This window comes from Spirosoma jeollabukense, assembly GCF_054777855.1.
Map to the genome: position 1 here is coordinate 1 of NZ_BAAHAD010000023.1, position 19,152 is coordinate 19,152.

General features: G+C 46.8%; 22 protein-coding genes. 8 read left to right on the plus strand and 14 right to left on the minus strand.

Annotated elements, in window-relative coordinates:
* Positions 1–126: 126 nt before the first annotated feature.
* From ACYVEA_RS33515 to ACYVEA_RS33535, 5 genes are all read left to right on the plus strand, one after another.
* Positions 127–519, plus strand: a complete 393-nt coding sequence (locus tag ACYVEA_RS33515) for a barstar family protein (protein WP_461117741.1) — start codon at positions 127–129, stop codon at positions 517–519.
* Positions 520–861: 342 nt separating this feature from the next.
* Entirely contained in the window at positions 862–1,680 is an 819-nt protein-coding gene (locus ACYVEA_RS33520; RefSeq protein WP_461117742.1) for a Fic family protein, read from the plus strand.
* Positions 1,681–1,956: 276 nt separating this feature from the next.
* The gene (locus ACYVEA_RS33525) at positions 1,957–2,148 is read left to right on the plus strand and encodes a hypothetical protein (protein ID WP_461117743.1); all 192 of its coding nucleotides are present in this window, start codon (positions 1,957–1,959) and stop codon (positions 2,146–2,148) included.
* Between the two features lie 136 nt (positions 2,149–2,284).
* Positions 2,285–3,685, plus strand: a complete 1,401-nt coding sequence (locus ACYVEA_RS33530; RefSeq protein ID WP_461117744.1) for a Gfo/Idh/MocA family protein — start codon at positions 2,285–2,287, stop codon at positions 3,683–3,685.
* 277 nt (positions 3,686–3,962) lie between these two features.
* Entirely contained in the window at positions 3,963–4,511 is a 549-nt protein-coding gene (locus ACYVEA_RS33535) for an alpha/beta hydrolase (protein WP_461117745.1), read from the plus strand.
* A gap of 343 nt (positions 4,512–4,854) precedes the next feature.
* Here the strand turns inward: ACYVEA_RS33535 and ACYVEA_RS33540 are convergent, their stop codons facing one another.
* Entirely contained in the window at positions 4,855–5,268 is a 414-nt protein-coding gene (locus tag ACYVEA_RS33540; protein WP_461117746.1) for a PIN domain-containing protein, read from the minus strand.
* Positions 5,265–5,507, minus strand: coding sequence for a hypothetical protein (locus ACYVEA_RS33545; RefSeq protein ID WP_461117747.1), 243 nt, complete (start codon positions 5,505–5,507; stop codon positions 5,265–5,267). The genes ACYVEA_RS33540 and ACYVEA_RS33545 overlap by 4 nt, the downstream gene beginning before the upstream one ends.
* A 341-nt stretch (positions 5,508–5,848) precedes the next feature.
* Here ACYVEA_RS33545 and ACYVEA_RS33550 point away from each other — a divergent pair, with 341 nt between their 5' ends.
* The 3 genes from ACYVEA_RS33550 (at position 5,849) to ACYVEA_RS33560 (ending at position 8,992) form a co-directional block, all read left to right on the plus strand.
* Positions 5,849–6,691, plus strand: coding sequence for an SDR family NAD(P)-dependent oxidoreductase (locus ACYVEA_RS33550; protein ID WP_461117748.1), 843 nt, complete (start codon positions 5,849–5,851; stop codon positions 6,689–6,691).
* A 48-nt stretch (positions 6,692–6,739) separates the two neighbouring features.
* Complete coding sequence (locus ACYVEA_RS33555) at positions 6,740–7,654, plus strand: helix-turn-helix domain-containing protein (protein WP_461117749.1); 915 nt, start codon at positions 6,740–6,742, stop codon at positions 7,652–7,654.
* A 333-nt stretch (positions 7,655–7,987) separates the two neighbouring features.
* Positions 7,988–8,992: an IS110 family RNA-guided transposase gene (locus ACYVEA_RS33560; RefSeq protein ID WP_461117750.1), complete on the plus strand. Its 1,005-nt coding sequence runs from the start codon at positions 7,988–7,990 to the stop codon at positions 8,990–8,992.
* A 119-nt stretch (positions 8,993–9,111) separates the two neighbouring features.
* Here the strand turns inward: ACYVEA_RS33560 and ACYVEA_RS33565 are convergent, their stop codons facing one another.
* The 12 genes from ACYVEA_RS33565 to ACYVEA_RS33620 all read right to left on the minus strand — a co-directional run bounded on the left by ACYVEA_RS33565 (position 9,112) and on the right by ACYVEA_RS33620 (position 19,031).
* Positions 9,112–9,360 (minus strand): VOC family protein, encoded by a 249-nt coding sequence (locus tag ACYVEA_RS33565; RefSeq protein ID WP_461117751.1) that lies wholly within the window; start codon positions 9,358–9,360, stop codon positions 9,112–9,114.
* A gap of 429 nt (positions 9,361–9,789) precedes the next feature.
* The gene (locus ACYVEA_RS33570; protein ID WP_461117752.1) at positions 9,790–10,281 is read right to left on the minus strand and encodes a transposase; all 492 of its coding nucleotides are present in this window, start codon (positions 10,279–10,281) and stop codon (positions 9,790–9,792) included.
* The gene (locus tag ACYVEA_RS33575; protein WP_461117753.1) at positions 10,274–10,723 is read right to left on the minus strand and encodes a hypothetical protein; all 450 of its coding nucleotides are present in this window, start codon (positions 10,721–10,723) and stop codon (positions 10,274–10,276) included. The genes ACYVEA_RS33570 and ACYVEA_RS33575 overlap by 8 nt, the downstream gene beginning before the upstream one ends.
* Positions 10,720–11,142, minus strand: coding sequence for a helix-turn-helix domain-containing protein (locus tag ACYVEA_RS33580; protein ID WP_461117754.1), 423 nt, complete (start codon positions 11,140–11,142; stop codon positions 10,720–10,722). Before ACYVEA_RS33580 ends, ACYVEA_RS33575 begins: the two co-directional genes overlap by 4 nt.
* A 317-nt stretch (positions 11,143–11,459) precedes the next feature.
* The gene (locus tag ACYVEA_RS33585; RefSeq protein WP_461117755.1) at positions 11,460–11,996 is read right to left on the minus strand and encodes a hypothetical protein; all 537 of its coding nucleotides are present in this window, start codon (positions 11,994–11,996) and stop codon (positions 11,460–11,462) included.
* Positions 11,997–12,469: 473 nt separating this feature from the next.
* Positions 12,470–12,724, minus strand: a complete 255-nt coding sequence (locus ACYVEA_RS33590; RefSeq protein WP_461117756.1) for a hypothetical protein — start codon at positions 12,722–12,724, stop codon at positions 12,470–12,472.
* Positions 12,725–13,822 carry an RHS repeat domain-containing protein gene (locus ACYVEA_RS33595; protein WP_461117757.1) on the minus strand — a complete coding sequence of 366 codons (1,098 nt, stop codon included), beginning with the start codon at positions 13,820–13,822 and terminating at the stop codon, positions 12,725–12,727.
* 152 nt (positions 13,823–13,974) lie between these two features.
* The gene (locus ACYVEA_RS33600) at positions 13,975–14,271 is read right to left on the minus strand and encodes a hypothetical protein (RefSeq protein WP_461117758.1); all 297 of its coding nucleotides are present in this window, start codon (positions 14,269–14,271) and stop codon (positions 13,975–13,977) included.
* Between the two features lie 4 nt (positions 14,272–14,275).
* Positions 14,276–15,721, minus strand: a complete 1,446-nt coding sequence (locus ACYVEA_RS33605; protein WP_461117759.1) for an RHS repeat-associated core domain-containing protein — start codon at positions 15,719–15,721, stop codon at positions 14,276–14,278.
* Between the two features lie 293 nt (positions 15,722–16,014).
* Positions 16,015–16,410, minus strand: a complete 396-nt coding sequence (locus ACYVEA_RS33610; protein ID WP_461117760.1) for a hypothetical protein — start codon at positions 16,408–16,410, stop codon at positions 16,015–16,017.
* Positions 16,410–17,615 carry an RHS repeat domain-containing protein gene (locus ACYVEA_RS33615; RefSeq protein ID WP_461117761.1) on the minus strand — a complete coding sequence of 402 codons (1,206 nt, stop codon included), beginning with the start codon at positions 17,613–17,615 and terminating at the stop codon, positions 16,410–16,412. Before ACYVEA_RS33615 ends, ACYVEA_RS33610 begins: the two co-directional genes overlap by 1 nt.
* A 264-nt stretch (positions 17,616–17,879) precedes the next feature.
* A complete protein-coding gene (locus ACYVEA_RS33620) occupies positions 17,880–19,031 on the minus strand; it encodes an RHS repeat-associated core domain-containing protein (protein WP_461117762.1) in 1,152 nt (383 codons plus the stop codon).
* Positions 19,032–19,152: the final 121 nt, after the last annotated feature.

The window sequence follows — 19,152 nt, forward strand, 5'->3', positions numbered from 1 at the left end:
TAGTTGAGCCCATTCGTTCTACAGTCATTTCTAGGATAGCTCATCTACGATAACTCATCTACGATAACTTAAGGCTTAAGGAGCCATCTCCTCAAACCCTGGTAATTATTGTCCCAGAATTGAACGATGGTCAAACAACTAGAAATTGACGGAAACTCAATCAACGACATTGCCTCCTTTTACGAGGAGATCAATCGGGTATTTATGATTGGAGAATGCTGGGTGATGGCTGACAGCCTTGACGCTTTTAATGATGTGCTTTATGGGGGCTACGGCGTCCTACAAGGGACTCAATCGGTTGAGCTGGTCTGGCACCATATAGACCATAGCCGGAAGGCTTTAGGCTATCAGACTACTCGCGCTTACTATCTGGGTAAGCTGCGGCCAGGATCGCCCTACAATAAAAAGCTGTTTGCCGAAAAGCTGGAAGCACTGGAGAGTGGTATGGGCGAAATGTACTTTGACAGTGTCATGGCCATCCTTGCCGAGCATCCGAGCATTCGGGTGATCAATCCGTGAAATTAGTTGTGTTAGTCAGAAATTGAGAGCAGAGCTGACCGTATCCCTGATCTGAAGCCACGGTACCTATTCTTACAAATACGCTCCAACGTGAGACAAATCGTCATTTACTTGAATCGCGAAGCTTATTAGTGAAGTTTGGGGCTACAGTCAAGCCGTAACGTGTGTTTATGACGGACTCTACTGAGCTTTTTACAAATTGACCCGGAACTCCCCCGGCTAGAGGTGCTAGCCGAGTTTAGATCCTCAACAAAAGTTAGTTTTAGTGGCCGTTTGCGTCCTGAGCCAGCATCTTTCGTATCTTTGACTAACCCGTCTCGCCCAATCGCCTGACCGCTCAACATGGCTCAAACCACACCCCCTACCACCCCAACATTGCCCGAATTGATTCAGCAATACCAGGCGCTCACCACCGGTGTGATTAACTTCGAGCTGTATAACCAAATGGTGCATACCCATCATTCGACTGCTATCGAAGGCTCTACTCTAACGCTGCTGGAGATCCAGACCTTGTTAGAAAAAGGGCTTACGGCGGGGGGCAAGCCGCTAGAACACCACTTGATGGTCGTTGACCATCAGGCCGCTCAACAACTGGTCCTTGACTGGGCTACCCAACACGAGCCCTTGAACCGAGACCGGCTACAGGCCGTTGCCGCAGCGGTCATGCGCCAAACGGGTGGACCTACAAACACCCTATTGGGCACTTTCGATTCGAGCCTGGGCCAATTCCGCACCGTTAGCGCCATGGCCGGTAGCCGCATGTTTTTAGATGCCAAGAAGGTGCCGGCGGCCGTGGACACCTTGCTTAAAGAGATGAACACGCTGTTGCCCGCAGCTAAAACAGTCCGGCAGGTCTATGATCTTTCCTTTCAGGTACACTTTCAATTGGTCAGTATTCATCCCTTTGGGGATGGCAACGGGCGCACCTCTCGGCTGTTGATGAATTATGTTCAGCAATATCATGGCCTGCCCTTAAGCTTAGTGTATGCCCAGGATCGGACGGCTTATATAGCCGCCCTGGAAGAGTCGCGTCGGCAAGAAGCGACCAAACCGATAACTGATTTTATGTATGGTCAGCTCACCCAGTTTCTTAGCCAGGAGATTGCCCGTTTAACTAAGCCACAAGTACCTAAGAAGGGGGGGCTGACTTTACTCTTTTAGTGAATTGCTGGCAAACCATTTCTGTTTATACACCTTTCAGCCTAAGGCAATCTACCATTCATCTATCTGCGTCAAAAATGGGGCGTTTAATTGGACGGCTTGTTTTAATACCGGTCAACAACTATCAATAGCATACGAAATGGTAAGTTTAACGTTTATACCATTGTGTCGAGGAAAACTGAAAAACGGCTGACCAGCACAGAGGGGCTGGACAATGGCCCTAATGAGTCGTCCGATGGCAACTACGTTTAGTTCAACTCCTATCGCATCGGCCCCATGCTAATCTGCCGCATGGGAACCGATGGGGCTAATCCTAAACCGCTAACATCGGACGAAAATTCGAACGGGTTTGCACACTCCTCGCCCGACAATAACTGGATCGATTATATTACTTACACGACCGACGAACAGCAGGCTTATTTGGTAGGGAAACAGGGCACACGCCGGCTAATGAACCTTAGAATCTAAGCGATCAAAGACATCCCCCTTATTGAATGGTGGTCAGGGTACGATCAATGTACTGCCGGGGAGCCCCGGCAGTAGAAAAGCAGCCTTTGTCCGTTATTCTATCAACTAGCATTTTATCCCTTACAGTACAGCAATCATGAAAAAAGACAATCAGGCCTCAAGACGGCGCTTTTTGCAACAGATTGGGGCAACCAGCTTAGTCGCCGCTTCCTCGCCCTTATCCTCGCTGGCTGCTCAGGCCAAAGCTGAAGAACGCATCCTGCACTACGAAAAACCCAGCGGGCCAAATGATCGAATTCGACTGGGTGTGATTGGCTACGGCGTCCAGGGGCATTTTGATTTGGGATCAGCCTTGAAAGTACCCGGGGTTGAGCTGGCCGGTATCTGCGATCTGTATACGGGACGGCTGGAAAATGCTAAAGAACAGTTTGGCAATGGGCTCTACACTACCCGAAACTACAAAGAGCTATTGGACCGTCCGGATATTGACGCCGTCATTATTGCCACCCATGACGTCTGGCACGCCCGCATCGCCCAGGATGCCCTGGCCAAAGGCAAACACGTGTATTGCGAAAAGCCAATGGTTTATAAGATCAGTGAAGGCTACCCCGTTATAGCGGCCGCCAAAAAGGCGGGGAAAGTTTTCCAGGTCGGTAGTCAGCGGGTCAGTAGCATCGGCTATGCCAAAGCCAAGGAACTGCTGGCGGCCGGTGAAATTGGCCAACTCAATATGGTCAATGCCGTCTACGACCGGCAGAGCTCCATCGGGGCCTGGGAGTACACCATTCCCACGGATGCCGATGCGGTAACGACCGACTGGGATCGGTTTATCGGAGTGACGGCCAAAATGCCCTTCGATGCCAAGAAATTCTTTTGGTGGCGGGCCTTTAAGGAAGTCGGCACCGGCGTGGCGGGCGACTTATTTATCCACCTGTTGAGCGGCACCCACTTCATCACGGGCTCAAAAGGTCCGAGCAGCATTTATAGTACGGGGCAGTTCAGCTACTGGAAAGATGGGCGGAACTTACCCGATGTCATGTCGGGGGTCATGCAGTACCCCGATAGCCCCGAGCACGCGGCTTTCCAACTGAGTTTACAGGTAAATTTTATTAGTGGAACGGGCGGGCAGGAAGTGATCCGGCTGGTGGGTTCGGAAGGGGTGATTGATGTGATGGGTAATAACTTAAGCATCAAACACAGCCTTCTACCCCAGGCGCCTGGGTTTGGTGGGTACGATTCGCTGTTCACCTTCTCCAAGAGTATGCAGGAGAAGATGCAACAGGACTATGATGCCAAATGGACAGCTGAGCAGCGAAAGCGGCCCCTTAAGATGGATGTCACCTTCCGAGCACCGGAAGGGTATAGTGATCATGTCGATCATTTCACCAACTTCTTTGATGCGATCCGGCTGACTAAACCGGTGGTGGAAGATGCTCCGTTTGGCTTTCGAGCCGCGGCTCCCGCCCTGTCATGTAACGAAAGTTATTTTAGCAAACAGATCGTCCATTGGGACCCGGCTAACATGAAGCTAACGTAAGTGAGTGATTCTTCGTCGAGGCTATAAAGGCAACTGGAAGACTAGCCCGTATCAATTGGTTGACTAAAGCTCAGCTGATACGGGCTAGCGTATGTGATTGATTGTATTTGACAGACATTAACAAGTTAATGTTAGCGTATTATAAAAGGCTCCATTTCCGTATCGATTAGACCAGGCAATTCGTCGCAAACCACCATTTATATTGACGCTAACTCCCCCGATGCCTAAAACAAGGCTACTTTATCTTTGTGGCGTACTAATTTGATGGTTTATGACCATGAGCAACAAGCAGGTGCTATTCATTCTAGGGGGAGGCGGTCAAGACGACTATGAGGCCGATAAAAAGCTGGTTGATTCGTTGCAGCAGCGTTTAGGAGAAGCTTATCGAATTCATTATCCAAACTTACCCAATGAGTCTGTTCCGGATTATGGGCGAATCAAGCAGATTGGCAACGAAATTTCACGGATTACCGACGAACTTATCCTGGTGGGCCACTCCTTAGGGGCTTCCATGCTGTTAAAATACGTTTCTGAAAGGGAGGTCCCGCCAAAGCTGACAGGCCTTTTTCTGATGTCTACCCCGTTTTGGCGGGGTGATGAAGAGTGGAAAGCCGGGTTTAAATTGGCCGAAAATTTTGCGGATAAGTTATCAAAGGATATTCCCCTATTTTTTTACCACAGTCAGGATGATGAGGAGGTGCCGGTAGCCCACCTGGCCCTATATGGGCAAAAACTTCCTTGGGCCACTTTCCGTGAACGACCCAGGGGAGGTCATCAATTCAATAATGACCTTACGCTTGTCGCCAATGATATTAAATCGGTATAAACATTAGCACTGTTCGTAGCTCTGACTACCGTAAAACAGGCGGTAGCTAAATTACCTAGAAGCTGAAACTGTTCTCATCAATCTCTCAAAACGCTCAATTCGAGGGATGCTTATGCTTAACAACTTATCCCGTAAATTGAAAGGCCACCCATAAGCGTGACCTTTCAATTCCCATTTTTATTTCAACAGCCTTGGTCATCAAGGCCTGCAAAGTTATTTTTTCTAATTGACTTGATGAAGAAGTTAGAAAACATATCAGCAACAGGTAGGTTAGTCAGTCTGCCACTTACTTTAGTACTCGGTTCGGGACAATTAATTCGCAACCTAGTTCCTACTTGACCGGCTATCGATTCAGAATTTGCTTGAACTCCGTAAAAGAACAGATCGGTAGGGGAGGAAACCGATTCGTTTCTCGAAGCAGGTTTAGAATGTGGTGATCGTCGGATACTAACCAATCGACACCGGCGGCTATCGCACAGTCCACAAATTTGTTGTCGTCTGGATCGCCACTAACCTGTCCAAAGCGAAAGTAAGGCTCCTGCCGAAGATGATTAGGAGCCGCCAGTAAAAGTGAGGTGACCAGTTCAGCGGCTACCGGGCTATAATAGTAGCCCGTCATCTCAGCATATTCGAGCAAGATTTCCGTACTGACTACCCACGTGAACTGACTGGCTACAAAAGCATCATAAAGCCAGCGGTACGATCCGTCCCGGGGAATCGACCGGAGTAGCCCATTGGTATCGATAACCACTTTCACTGAGCAGCCCGGATTTGGTCAAGCCGTTGGGTACGGTTCTCAAAGGTCATTTGCTCTTCAAGTTGAGCAGTGGTCAGTCCTTTTAGCTGAATGACTTTTTGAGCCTCTTCTTCGAGCCGAGTCCGGAAATGCTGCATCAGCGTTTGGCGCATGGCCAACACTTCGGCTTCGCTCATCTCGAAGCTAAACATTTCAAGTAAGGCCAATTGAGCCTTGGTTAATCGTGGCGAGACAACCATAACGATAGCGAGAAAAGATAAAATGATATACAAACTTAACGAAAACAGCCGGTTCGTGAGTTCGTACACTACTGATGACGTTGGACAGGCAGTAAAAACAGCGTCTCTTGAAACGATCCTAGGTAAGTCGAGGAATATCAATAATGCGGGCGTTTTATATGACGGCTCAGGTTTGACGAATTGGTGCAACCATTTATCGGGTTGAGCTGCCTTTACCAACTAGTTCATCCGCTACCACATAACCCCATCAGTAAGTCGGATACGATTTACCCGAACTTGGAGACTTTTTTGCGACCAACGCCCACCATCTTTGTTTCTGTCATTCATCAGGCAACAACAAGATGGAAAGCGAGAAAAAAACAAAAACCTGGTTTATCACTGGCGCCTCGAAGGGGATGGGTTTAGCCTTGGTCAAGTTACTGCTGGCCAAGGGACACGCTGTAGCCGCCACCTCCCGAAACAAGCAGGCCATGAGTCGCCAAATCGAGGGCTACAGCGGTACCTTTTTGCCTCTGGAGATGGATCTAACGGCGGAGGAAAGTGTCCAAAACGCCATCCAGCAGACAGTGGAAACATTTGGTCGGCTCGATGTGGTGGTCAACAATGCGGGTTTTGCCTACGTGGGTAGCCTGGAAGAATTGACCGATAGCGAGTTTCGCTATGCCCTGGATGTGAACCTGTTTGGTACCGTTAACGTCATTCGGGCGGCCATGCCCTATTTACGTCAGCAACGGAGTGGACATATCATCAATATTGCCTCGGCAGGCGGCTACGTGGCCGTGGCCAATCTGGGCAGTTATGCCGCGTCCAAATTTGCCATGGTCGGCCTGACCGAATCGCTGGCGGCTGAAATAAAGCCGCTGGGTGTTTACGCGACCGTGGTCTTGCCCGGCTCGTTTCGAACTCAGTTCCTGGAAGACGGCTCTTTAACCTACGTCAAGGCGCCCATTGCCGAGTACGGCAGTGAGAAAACCCTGGACGGGATGAGCAAACGGGCGGGTACCCAGCCTGGTGATCCGGATAAGCTGGTCGCCGAACTCGTCAAGCTTGCCGATTACCAAATGCCCCCTGTCCATTTGATTTTGGGTCCGGACAGTTACCGCATGATCATGGAAAAACGGGAAAAGGATCTGGCGGAGTTTGAGGCTTATAAGGAAACTAGCCTGTCGACCAACCTCGACTAATCGTTACCCATCAGCCGAACGCCACTGGATTAATTTGTTTGCTTTTCTATGAAAGAGACACTGCCTTACCCCATCCGCTCCATTGCGGAATACCACCAGCTCTTAGGACTGCCCAAGCCCAGGCATCCCCTTTTCAGTGTGATTGATCATCAGGACGTTACCCAGTTTTCGGACGGACGTTTGCGGACCAAAACCTACGGATTCTACACCATCAGCATGAAAAAAGGGTATGTGGGTACCATGAAATATGGGCAAACCTATTACGACTTCGACGAAGGGGCGATGGTCTTTCACGGTCCCCGGCAGGTCATCACCTCCGAGCTGACCGATGAGCTGCAACTCAGGGGCTGGAGCCTCTTGATTCATCCCGATTTCATCCATCCCTATCCGCTGCTCAATCGGTTGAAAGCGTACGGCTTTTTCTCCTACGCGCTCAGCGAAGCCCTGCATCCCTCCGAGCAGGAAGTCCAGCTCATCGAAACGCTCATGGGCACCATACGCTACGAATACCAGGCCGGCATTGATAACTTCAGCCAGGATATCCTCATCAGCCAGCTGGAACTGCTGCTCAACTATTGTAACCGGTTTTATCACCGGCAGTTTCTCACCCGCAAAAAAGCCAATCACGATGTACTGTCCCGATTGGAGGCCTGGCTCCAGGATTATTTTGCCACTGATAAAGCCGCCCGCTTGGGCGTGCCGACGGTGCAGCAGGTAGCCGACCAACTGCAGCTGTCGACGGCTTACCTAAGCGATATGCTTCGGGTGCTGACGGGGCAGAGTGCCCAGCAGCACATTGCCGATCACGTTATTGATCGGGGCAAAGAACTACTGGCGACCACCTCCCTGACAGTGGGCGAAATTGCCTTTCGACTCGGCTACGAGAATCCGCAGGGCTTTCATAAGCTGTTTAAGGCCAAAACCCAGCAGACACCCCTGGCGTTCAGGGCTTCATTTCATTAAGCAGTGCGATCAGTCAAAACGGTATCGAGTATAATTCACGGCTAAGTGAAACCTCTCAACTAAGCATTGTGTATCTCAACAAACTGTTAGGTTCGCTACTGAGACAAAACCCAGATTCATGGCTGGCCTTTGTCGCTAAAAACCAAGACCTTTCAATAGGTAGCGGGGCGAGCTAATCATAAAACTAGGTATAGACCTATCGATGCGATACAGACCCCGCTACCCTTTGAGTGCAGAACAGGGAACTCATAGGAATTGAGGCACCAGGCCTACTATCACAGTTTCGTTCGCCATTCTGCTTATTAATAGTCTGTAACGTAAATCCGCTAAACCATGACTACTTACAACTACTTCATTGGTACCGATATTGGCAAGAAAACGAATGCAGTTTGTGTCTTCGATGCACTGGAAACTCGGAAACTTGAACTGATTATACCTAACACCAAAGCGGGGATGGATGCCTTGCTCAAACAACTCAATAAGCTACCCGACTTCGAACTGGAAACAACGCTGTTCTGTATGGAACACACGGGGATCTATTGCCAGCCAATGATCAACTTCTTTTATCCTATCGGCGCTAATTTATGGCTGCAATCAGCAGTCCATATTAAACGCTCATTAGGTTTAACGCGGGGGAAAACCGATAAGGCTGATGCCCGTTTAATTGCTAAATACTGTATCCGCCATCAGCGTGATCAGAGGCTCTTTAAGCTGACTGACAAAGTGTTAGCTGCCGTTCGCCAGCTTGCCCAGCAACGGGAAAGGTTGATGGAGATGGCCAAGGCCTTCACGGATTTAAGTCAGGATTACCAAGCAATGGGCCTTTTAGCTGAACTGAAGCTCCATCAGCAGACTAGTGAGGTAGCTTTAGTTGCCATACAGAAACAGATCAAGCTGGTAGAGGCACAAATTGAAGGTCACATCAAGGCCTCCCCAGAGTTGAAATCGAACATGGATTTACTCATGAGCATACCGGGAGTGGGTCGACAAACGGCCTTGTTTATGCTCATCTTTACCGGCAATTTTACCCGTTTTACGGATGCAAAAAAGCTAGCCAGTTATGCTGGTGTGGCGCCTTTCGCTTATGAGTCAGGTTCATCAGTAAGAGGCCGAACGAAGGTCAGTCGGATGGCAAATACCAAATTGAAACATCTTTTGCATATGGCTGCTTTAGCCGCTGTTAAGGTAAAAGGTGAATTGAGGGATTATTTTGAGCGGACAGTAGCGGCTGGAAAGCGAAAGATGAGCGTTTACAATGCTATTCGCAACAAATTGGTGCATCGAATGATATCGGTCATGGAGCGGAGAACGGCTTACATGGCGATGTATGAGAAATAGAATAATTTTTAGTTGACAGGGCTTGTTTAGTTCATAGGAATCGCTCCTATCTGAGACGAAGTTGATTTGGCTGTCCATAACTCAGCATTTATATACTGGGTTCAACAGGAGTTGGGACACTATCCATCAAACTTCTTAAGGGCTTCTGGGGTAACTGGCGTAAAAAAGTTCACTAGATTGCCATCTGGATCTCGAAACAGCAAGGAACGATTACCCCACGGCATGGTAGTCGGCTTCTGAATGATCAGGTCACCTAAAATGTCAACTAATTTTTGGTACTCACCATCAACATCCTCTACCCGGAATTCGATAATGGCGGAGTGGTTACTGGCGGCCTTAGCGATATGATCTCCTCCGAACAGTGGCAAGGTGCGTGTGCTGCCAATGGCTAAGGTAGCCGAAGGAGTCTATAATTCGGCGAAATCATCGGTATACTGAATCAGGGGTAGGCCGGTAACCTGCTCGTAGAACCGGACGAGAGGATTAATATTGGCAGTAATAATGCGAACGGAGGCAAAAATCATGGCGCTTGTGCGTTTGTTTTGAATCACACAAAATAAAGTAGGTCTACTGACAACCGTATGTCAGTAGAGTTCTGCTTAGTACTAGCATATTATCCGTCTCTTCAAATGCTCATTGATGAAACTAGGTGCTTAAAAAGTATCTGCTTTTGAAACGGGGCGTTAATCGAGATAAGTAATGAGAAGTCAATTGAGGGATTGACACTAAAAACCTGACCCGTCCTGAAAAGCATTGACCGTTTTGTTGTTAATCCCTCTCATGTTAACCAGTCTAAGTTAGGCCGGTTTTTCATTGACCACAAAGCTTTCTAAAACTCTCTTGGTATAATAGTTTTTCCACCTTCGCTTCAGTTTGCCCTCCTGCTGGTGGGCTTGCTCGGGGACCAACATATCACAACTTAAGTGAGGCCGTTTGTAGTTATACAAAAAGACAGCTTGCTCAAGGACTACTCGGGCATGGGCTAAGGAGTGCACCGAGTGATGGGCTAAATATTCGTTTTTAATGATCCCATTGACCCGCTCAGCGATAGCGTTCTCCAGTGGATCACCACTCTCGGTCATACTGATCTGGACAGCAAACGAGTTTAATAAGCCAATGTAGTCGGCACAGCAATACTGAAGCCCTCGGTCGGAATGATGAATCAAGGTTTCGCCGATCTGGGGGTTGATACGCTCCAATGCCATTTGAAGAGCTGCTTTTGAATGTACAGCATGTAAACTTTCGGCAACCTCATAGCCCATAATCCGCTTTGAATAAGCGTCAGTCACAAAGGAAATATACAGACATCCGTAGTTGGTGAACCAGTACGTTATATCCGCTACCGCACCGGCGGCCCGGCCACAATTGGTTGGGTCTGTTGATCACCAATTCCTTGATTAAATTGGGGTACTTCCTGAACCGGTGGCCAGAGAAGGTGGTGGTTACCCGCCGTCTTCTCCTTCTGATTAACAGGCCCTTAGTCGCCAATAACTCAAAAAGAGCATCCCGTCCTATTTTGATGCCTTTTTTAGTCAGCTCTTCTTTAAGCAGGTCGTATAACTTTCGCCCACCCATTTTGGGATGGTCCTTGCGCAGTTTTTTAACCCACTCAATCACGTCGGACTCGCTATCGATCTGGCCGGCTTGCCGCTGCCAATACTGGTAATAGGCCTGTCGAGAAAAACCAAGCCATCCTTCTAACTGCCGCATATGCAGCTTAGGATAATTCATGAGCATGAATCGGATGGCTTGGTAGCGGACTTTTTTTCGATGTCAACGCCTAGCTCCTGTTCGGCAACTTTAACGATGGTCGAATAATACAAGGCTTTGAATTTAGCCACTTCCAGTTCTTGTTCAAGCGCATGCACCCTGGCTCGTAGTTCACTAGCTTGCTCATTACCCTGTGATGGCAAACAGGGGGTTGCGGTTTTCTTTTGGGTGGGCGGCAGGTTGGGTTGTTCGTCAACCGTTTGTCTGCCTGATTCAGCTTCTTGTTCTACCTTATTCACCCAATGTCGAACCGTCTTGCGATTAACGTTGAACTGAAGAGCGGCCTGATCCAGGTTGAGTCTGCCCAAGTGAATTTGCTGCACCATTTGGCGCATGGTGAGTTCATGCTGTTGCATGGGTGATAGTCGGAGTTGATCCATAAGTTAACCAGTTTATGGTCAACATTTTTCCGGACAAGTCACAGATCACATGTGGCGATAAAATGGGTAAAATAAGACGAGATCAAGCGCCGATTCGGTCTATAAAGCTGGAAAGCCTATTAGGTGTTGGTGGCGCGAACCAAAGGATTAAATAATTACGGCGGGAAGTAGGAGTATAGGAAACAAGGCCTCTATTTCAATCACCATCGGACACGGCCATCGAAATAGTTGGGTAACCCAAGGCGGTAATGCTAGGGGATGACACTAGACTCTTATCCTTTCCCAAACCCAGTTGGCTTACCTTATCAATGAATTGATCAATGATTGAAATAATCAATTCTGGCGGCTGCACTGTTATTGACTATATTGGTTTCCCCTCCGCTTCCGCCAACGATGGCTACCCCCACGTTTACTTGACCTTTTGTATTGCCCGGGGTAATTACCCCCGCCAAGCCAATTTTGGAAAAGGCTCCCCCAGCAATAACCGTGGTAGAGGTTAGAATATAAAAGTTGGGATTAGTCGCATCGAAGCTCCAGTTGGCGTTTTGAACTGCCGTTCCGCCCACCAGAGTAGCCACTGGATCAAACGTAAAACTTAATATAGGGTCTTTTGTGATGTAGACCGTTATGAGCCCGGCAGTGGGCACGGCTTCAATATCATACACCGAGACAAAGGTGGTGATCGGCGTGGTACCATACGTCGTGCTGGGGGTAACGTTGAGCAGGGGTATCAGATCCGGCGGGGGCGGGATACGCCTGACCCGATTGCCATTGGTGTCATAGGTATAGGAAATCTGTGCGTAAGTACTGTAGCTAAGCAGCAGGCCGAAAAACAGGGCGAAGTAGACTTTCATAGGGTCGTGTCGGGTAATGTATGAAAAGTAGTTTTTTGTCATTTTTTGAAATCGAATGTTGATACTGTCATAGGGTATTATTTATCGGTGATATGGGTATTGCCTGCGGTGCGACGTTTCGCTGATCGGACAAAACATACTCGTAACAATAACTACTCTCCGTATTGTAGGCCCACCCTTCTTCCTTGTAGACGGCTTTAACCACATTGTTTTTGAGCTCGATGCTCCCCAGATAATCCTGAATCAATCTATCATTACCAGCGGTGATGACGAATTGGCAGTGTTTGCGTCAAACCATCATTACAATAAATTAATCTGAACTTCCAAATTGGAATTAGAACTCATCTTTAGATTCAGCATCTTGGCGTGTGAGTGTTAATCAAAGCTCTCATACGTCAAGAAACTAAGTTCCAAGTATCAAAAAGGATAGAATACTGTCATTTTTATTAAAACCTTGCCAAACGGAGATAAACTTATTTTACTATCAACAAATCACCAATCTTGATTTTGTCGAAAAAACTATAGTCAGAATCATTGACATTAAATACCAGACCAATAGTTGTAGTTTCAGCATCAATAAAATCCAGACTATCAATTGTTCTCGAATAATTGATAGTCTGGATTTTCATGCCAGATTTAATTTCTCCTTTTATTATTGAAACTGCTAATACCATTTTCTTTCTGATAGTAAGTCTGAAAACGTTTTCAACTTTTACGGTACTTTCCATTTATTTAAAAAGGCTAAATGCTCGTTCTGCAAAGCTTGCTGCTGCTGCAGTCTCTTGTGTTACTGCAGCTTGTGTAGCTCCTGAAGTCGGTATACCACTTGTTTGTAATCTATATAATTCATGCAATATTGTCTTAATTAGTTCAGATCTAGAAGCAAATGCTTCCCGACCTATTACAAAAGCTTTTTCTTCAAATAAAGTCATACCAGATAAAGGTGCGCCTGGCTCAACAATGATTGTTCTTCCTGCGATTTGTAACTCGGTCCCAATTCCTGATTCAAAGGCTTTCTGTATTATTTTTTCATTACTCAGTATTTTCTTGGCTTCTTTAATTACTGCGTTTTCTATAGGTGAGAATTTGGCAATTTTTGATCCAATTCCTAACCAACCTAGTATAACTTCACCTGCTCCGACAAATTCAAATCCAAAGGATAAACCTATACTGGCTACTGTAGCAATTTCTTCCGCAGAATATTCAGTTTTTATTGGCACTGCCTTACCCAATTTTGCCATGGCAAACGGATTAAGCTTATTCATGGGTACTTTCGTACCCGGCGGATCACCACTTGCACTTTCTTGTTCAGGATTGTCTACGTCATCTGGCTTAGCTTGATAAATCGTTTTTACATCATTCTCTCCAATTTCATGCTCTTTCCCGTTAAAATCCTTGATGACCTGCATTCCATCCGGATCAATAAAGCGTAGCGGATTATTATTGCTAAATACATACGGACTCCACCGTCGACTAGCTTCCGATAGTGGATCAATCTGCCACCAACTCCCCATGCCCGGATCATACCACCGCGCTCCGTAAGCGTAAAAGTTCAGATCAAACTCGTCACTGAGTTCCTTGCCATTGTACAAATACCGGTACTTGCCTGCACTCGCATCACTGTACCAGGCTCCGTCCATCTTCCGGCCAAAGGGGTAATAATGGCTCTCCGAGAGAATCTCCGAATTATCAATACTCCCACTGCCGTCCTTGTCGGTGAAGACTAATCGCGTGTTGCCCAGATGATCCCGCAGCACGTACTCGTAGCGGTACCCACTCCCAGTATTATAGGCCCGGCCTTCTTCGTTATAGACCGCTTCGACCACGTTGTTCTTTAGCTCGATACCCCCCAGGTAATCCTGGGTCAGCGTAACGCTATCCGCCGTTTTGATCGTCCGGCGCAGTTTGGTGCCCAGTCCATCGTATAACAGCTCGATGCTGTTGCCCGCGTTGAAACTAAAGCTGGTGGGCTTCGCTGTTACTCAATTCTTTCGTTTTCGTATTTTTTTGTTAAATACTTGTAAACGAGAAGCCAAGTGACGAAGAAAACTACAATTTGAATGTATAAAACAGTTTTCTGAGCATGAGAATCTGCATACATAGCACCAAAACTTATAATACTAATTGGAAACGTAGCTAAAATTCCAATTACAACCCAGTCCCCACTTAGTGGCGAACTTGGATAAACAGATAGAACAGTTACTGTTGCTAAACCGACGTATAATATGGAGAAAATTAGCGACGTTTTGAATGCACGTTTTTGTAATTCGTTCACGAGGTTAAGGTTTAGACGGCGAATTTGTTACCCCATAATTACTTAAATTATACCACAGCTTTATTTCCTCATATCCACCAGGCTGATAAAGCTTATATAAAGTTTTAGGCAAAGAAAATAACCCTAGGCCTATTCCCACAATCCCTGTTCTTATTTTTGCTATTGGATTTGTTTGATAAGTCATTACGACCATTTCTTCTGTTACAAACCGCCAGTCTGCTCCGATAGCACGTGTATCCTTAAATAAACCTTCCTTACCGGTGATGCCTAGACGATCATACCGACTATCGTGACCTATAGCTGGATAATCTGCCCAATCGGTAGGAGTATAGGAATAGTCATAATTGCCACCATACGTTCTGGGATTTTTTGCTCCAGAATATGTTAATCCCAAAATGTTTCCGCCGATTGTCCTTGGGTCAAGAGCGTCAGGCGTTAAATCGCCTTGCACATCATGCCAGGCATTGGCCACTGACGCTTTGTCTGCTTGCCAATAGATGGCTCCTCCATTTTGATAGCCACGATCCTTTATTTCCGAAATCAACTTCCCGCCATTGCTCATCGTACCCAAGCCTGTTCCATTACCACCCATTTCGCCACTAATAAAGCTGTCCATTTGCTTTAGAGAAGGCGAATTGCCCAATGCCTCCGTTTCAAACCTCAAGTAGTTGGTATAACGCCTAATGTCATTCTGATCCGAGGTGGTATAGCCGGTGGAGGTGCGCTCCCAAAGCCCAAAGGGATCAATATAGCGAATCGGATTATTAAGAACGTACTGATAAGGTGATTGATCATAATGGTTTTCTCCTATTGGGTCAGATTGCCACCAGTTCCCCATGCCCGGATCATACCACCGGGCCCCGTAATCGTAAAAATTCAAATCAAATTCATCACTCAGCTCCTTGCCATTGTACAAATACCGGTACTTGCCGGCACTCGCATCTGAGTACCAGGCCCCGTCCATCTTCCGGCCAAAGGGGTAATAATGGCTCTCCGAGAGAATCTCCGAATTATCAATACTGCCACTGCCGTCCTTATCGGTGAAGACTAATCGCGTATTGCCCAGATGATCCCGCAGCACATACTCGTACCGATACCCACTGCCCGTGTTGTAGGCCCGCCCTTCCTCATTATAGACGGCCTCCACGACGTTGTTCTTCAACTCGATGCTCCCCAGGTAATCCTGGGTCAAGGTCACACTGCCTGCCGTCTTAACCGTCCTTCGTAGCTTGGTGCCCAGCCCATCGTACAACAGCTCGATGCTGTTGCCCGCATTGAAGCTAAAGCTGGTGGGCAGGTTCAAAAAGTTATGGGGCACCGACAGCAGGATATTGGCGACGGGAATGCTGCTGGCCCCCGTGGCCGTGGTGGTCTGGTTGGTCCCACTCACGATCCCCAGCGTGGGCGCATCCAGATCGGGCTTGACCGAATAGTAGATGGCTCCTTTCACCAGCCCGTTCCGGCTCTGATTCGTCAGGTTTCCTCGCTATAATCAATCCCCTTGAGTTAGGCGGACCGCACTCCCGCGACCGGACCACGCGCCTGCACCCAACTCAAGGAATTGCTAATGATTTCATTCAAATGTCAAAGAACTAGTAGCCGGGCTTGGTACTGAGCCACGGTGAGCCAAAACTGATGCAGTGGCTTATGTTTATCTAATTTAAGCCCGATGAACCCTATTATTGATCCATGCCCCTTTGCGCTAATTGTTTCCAAGGCTTAGTGGAAAAACTAATCATCTGCTTAATTAGGAAAGGCATTACCATAACAGTAAATGTACTCGTCTGTCTTAGATTTCATTATTGAACCGAGTTCATTAGCATCTATTTTTCTAAACTTCAATTGAGGGTCTTTTTCTGTATCCAACCAATCTCCATAAGGAGAAAGAATTTCCGCTCCCTCCTCACCGCACCAGTGGATATAGCACAAATAAGCATTGTCTATATCATGGATAGGTGAGATAAATGATGCGGGTACTTTGTTTTTATTGTATCTACCATTGGTAAAATAAAGTCGTTTGTTATACCTCATGAGCGTGATCACCATTCCGTTATCGGGGGAAGTGAAATACTCAAATGGTGGCTCTGATTCACAGCCCATAGCTCCTACCATACTCCAAAAAATCAATAACTTCTTCATTATTCCCTTATTTTTTGATGTTGGTTATGCCATAAAAACCAGTGCCCTGAAAACAATCCGCTGTTATCCATCCCCGCCTGAATACCAAGCCCACTTTGTCTATCTTCTCCATAATGAGGTGGCTGAAGTAGGGATCCTCCTGAAGCGTTAATAATCATCTCATTAAGTAGTACCTCTGGTACATTTCTAAAGTTATTACCTGAAGCATTGAATACACCAAAACCATACATTACCAACTCATTAGGGGCAAACGATTTATCAGCTTTCGCACCAGCTAAAAAATTACCCGCATCTCTGGCAGAGGCATAGACATTTTCGCCATTCTGAGTAAAAATGGTACTGCCATTGTAGAAACCACCCGCTCTACCTTGCCTGACCGCGCGCTCTTTTAAATCAAACTCTTGTCCATTACCTGCATTCAATCCATAATTTATCAAACCATTAGATTGATCAAGACCCCATTGAACACTAGTTTCAGCCCAATTGGAGCCAAAATCAATGTGCCCGGTAGGGACGATTTGGCCTCTTTCTAATGAGGCTCCCTCAACAAAAGAGAAGGTGTGTAATGTTCTGCCCATTCGTTCTCCACCTGCTGATGTATTAGTATCTTTATTATACTTCTTTTTTACTTCCGCACGGGTTTGTTTTTCATTCCCTTTATGGCGATATACTCCAAGATCCCCATCATCAAACACATTTGTTACATTACCATATTTATCGGTGTGTGTTGACTGCCCTTCCCGTCCGTCAGGGTCAATAAACCGAACTGGATTATTGAACGCATACACATACGGACTAAATCGCCGAGACTTTTCGGCCAACGGATCAATCTGCCACCAGGAGCCCATCCCCGGATCATACCACCGAGCCCCGTAATCGTAAAAGTTCAGATCAAACTCATCATTGAGTTCCTTGCCATTGTACAAATACCGGTACTTGCCCGCACCCGCATCCGAGTACCAGGCGCCGTCCATCTTCCGCCCAAACGGGTAATAATGGCTCTCTGAGAGGATCTCACTGTTATCGATGCTGCCACTGCCGTTCTTATCGGTGAAGACCAGTCGCGTGTTGCCCAGATGATCCCGCAAGACGTACTCATAGCGATAACTGCCCCCGCTGTTATAGGCCCGCCCTTCCTCGTTGTGGACCGCTTCCACTGAAACTCGCAGATATTGACCTTTATAACCCGCCTTGATAAAGGACATAAATCAATCGATAAATCCAATAGAAACTAACTAACAAGTACATGATACCCAAAAATCTATTGATTTGATTTCTCGTCCTAAGCATAATGATACCCAAAATCAATAAAAATGGTCCTGCTAATAGGCTAGCAATACCCGCCTTGTACTCGAAAGAATATGAAGGTACCTGAATACCAAACATCTCTCCAATGCTATGCATAAAAGGGTATAAAAAATAGAAGCCCGCAAGGTGAGCTAAGATTAGAGTTACAATTTTAATTGCCCTCATTTATTTAACTTTTTACGAAACTCATCCCCACTTAGCGTTTTATTACCTCCTTCTGGAGTGCTATTAAAAACTTGGTTAATGATATTAATTGCATCACTCATTGTGGACTCGTCAATATTCATGTGATCTATCGCTTCTTCATCGTAAGTTGCCTTAGATTTGTCAATATTCGTAACATTACGCCCGTGGTTGGGCCCGCCTTTGGAGCCTGTAATATCAGAAACCTTGGGATCTAATTCGTAGAAATTAAAGCTTTCGATGTAATCTCCCACATTTCTATTGATTTTATCACTGGATGCTCCATTGGCGGCATCGACGGTAATCAAGGTAGTTTTCATTTTACGGTTGTTTAATCGAGTCGCCAGTTCTAAAGCAGCTACTCCGCCGTAACTGTATCCATAAATCACAATTTTAGCATTAGGATTATTCTGTCTTTGTTTTTGAATTTCCTCAAAAGCCGCTTTGGCCTTGTCTGTGGCGTAACCATAGTCCGTGCGATAGACAACTTGAGTAGCGTAGTTTGTACTAATAGAAACTGCACTTCGAATATTATTTATTACATCCTTATTCCCGGCGACTGAAGAAAACGCTGCACCTGTAAAATAGATGATGATGTCACCTGGATTCCTGCCATCGGGATCGACAAACCTCAGCGGGTTATTATTACTAAACACATATGGACTCCACCGTCTGGATACTTCAGCTAACGGATCAATCTCCCACCAGCTCCCCATGCCCGGATCATACCACCGAGCCCCGTAATCGTAAAAATTCAAGTCAAATTCATCAATCAGCTCCTTGCCATTGTACTGGTAGCGATACTTGCCGGCACTCGCATCCGAGTACCAGGCCCCGTCCATTTTCCGACCAAAGGGGTAATAATGAGCCTCCGAGAGAATCTCCGAATTATCAATACTCCCACTGCCGTTCTTATCGGTGAAGACTAATCGCGTATTGCCCAGATGATCCCGCAAGACGTACTCGTAGCGGTACCCACTGCCCGTGTTGTAGGCCCGCCCTTCTTCGTTGTAGACCGCTTCGACCACGTTGTTCTTGAGCTCGATGCCCCCCAGGTAATCCTGGGTCAGCGTCACACTGCCCGCCGTCTTGACTGTCCGATGCAGCTTGGTGCCTAACCCATCGTACAACAGCTCAATGGTGGTTTATGATAGTTTAGAGCATGTTGGGAAATCACATTTGGTAATAAGTCTCAATGCGTTGTAACATAATCTGGCTATTAGCCAGATATAGCCAACTGGCCGAAGAAGA

Coding starts and splice junctions, on each gene's coding strand:
- ACYVEA_RS33515 (WP_461117741.1), top strand. CDS start 127: ATGGTCAAACAACTAGAAATTGACGGAAACTCAATCAACGACATTGCC.
- ACYVEA_RS33520 (WP_461117742.1), top strand. CDS start 862: ATGGCTCAAACCACACCCCCTACCACCCCAACATTGCCCGAATTGATT.
- ACYVEA_RS33525 (WP_461117743.1), top strand. CDS start 1,957: ATGCTAATCTGCCGCATGGGAACCGATGGGGCTAATCCTAAACCGCTA.
- ACYVEA_RS33530 (WP_461117744.1), top strand. CDS start 2,285: ATGAAAAAAGACAATCAGGCCTCAAGACGGCGCTTTTTGCAACAGATT.
- ACYVEA_RS33535 (WP_461117745.1), top strand. CDS start 3,963: ATGAGCAACAAGCAGGTGCTATTCATTCTAGGGGGAGGCGGTCAAGAC.
- ACYVEA_RS33545 (WP_461117747.1), bottom strand. CDS start 5,507: ATGGTTGTCTCGCCACGATTAACCAAGGCTCAATTGGCCTTACTTGAA.
- ACYVEA_RS33550 (WP_461117748.1), top strand. CDS start 5,849: ATGGAAAGCGAGAAAAAAACAAAAACCTGGTTTATCACTGGCGCCTCG.
- ACYVEA_RS33555 (WP_461117749.1), top strand. CDS start 6,740: ATGAAAGAGACACTGCCTTACCCCATCCGCTCCATTGCGGAATACCAC.
- ACYVEA_RS33560 (WP_461117750.1), top strand. CDS start 7,988: ATGACTACTTACAACTACTTCATTGGTACCGATATTGGCAAGAAAACG.
- ACYVEA_RS33575 (WP_461117753.1), bottom strand. CDS start 10,723: ATGAATTATCCTAAGCTGCATATGCGGCAGTTAGAAGGATGGCTTGGT.
- ACYVEA_RS33580 (WP_461117754.1), bottom strand. CDS start 11,142: ATGGATCAACTCCGACTATCACCCATGCAACAGCATGAACTCACCATG.
- ACYVEA_RS33585 (WP_461117755.1), bottom strand. CDS start 11,996: ATGAAAGTCTACTTCGCCCTGTTTTTCGGCCTGCTGCTTAGCTACAGT.
- ACYVEA_RS33590 (WP_461117756.1), bottom strand. CDS start 12,724: ATGGAAAGTACCGTAAAAGTTGAAAACGTTTTCAGACTTACTATCAGA.
- ACYVEA_RS33610 (WP_461117760.1), bottom strand. CDS start 16,410: ATGAAGAAGTTATTGATTTTTTGGAGTATGGTAGGAGCTATGGGCTGT.
- ACYVEA_RS33615 (WP_461117761.1), bottom strand. CDS start 17,615: ATGTCCTTTATCAAGGCGGGTTATAAAGGTCAATATCTGCGAGTTTCA.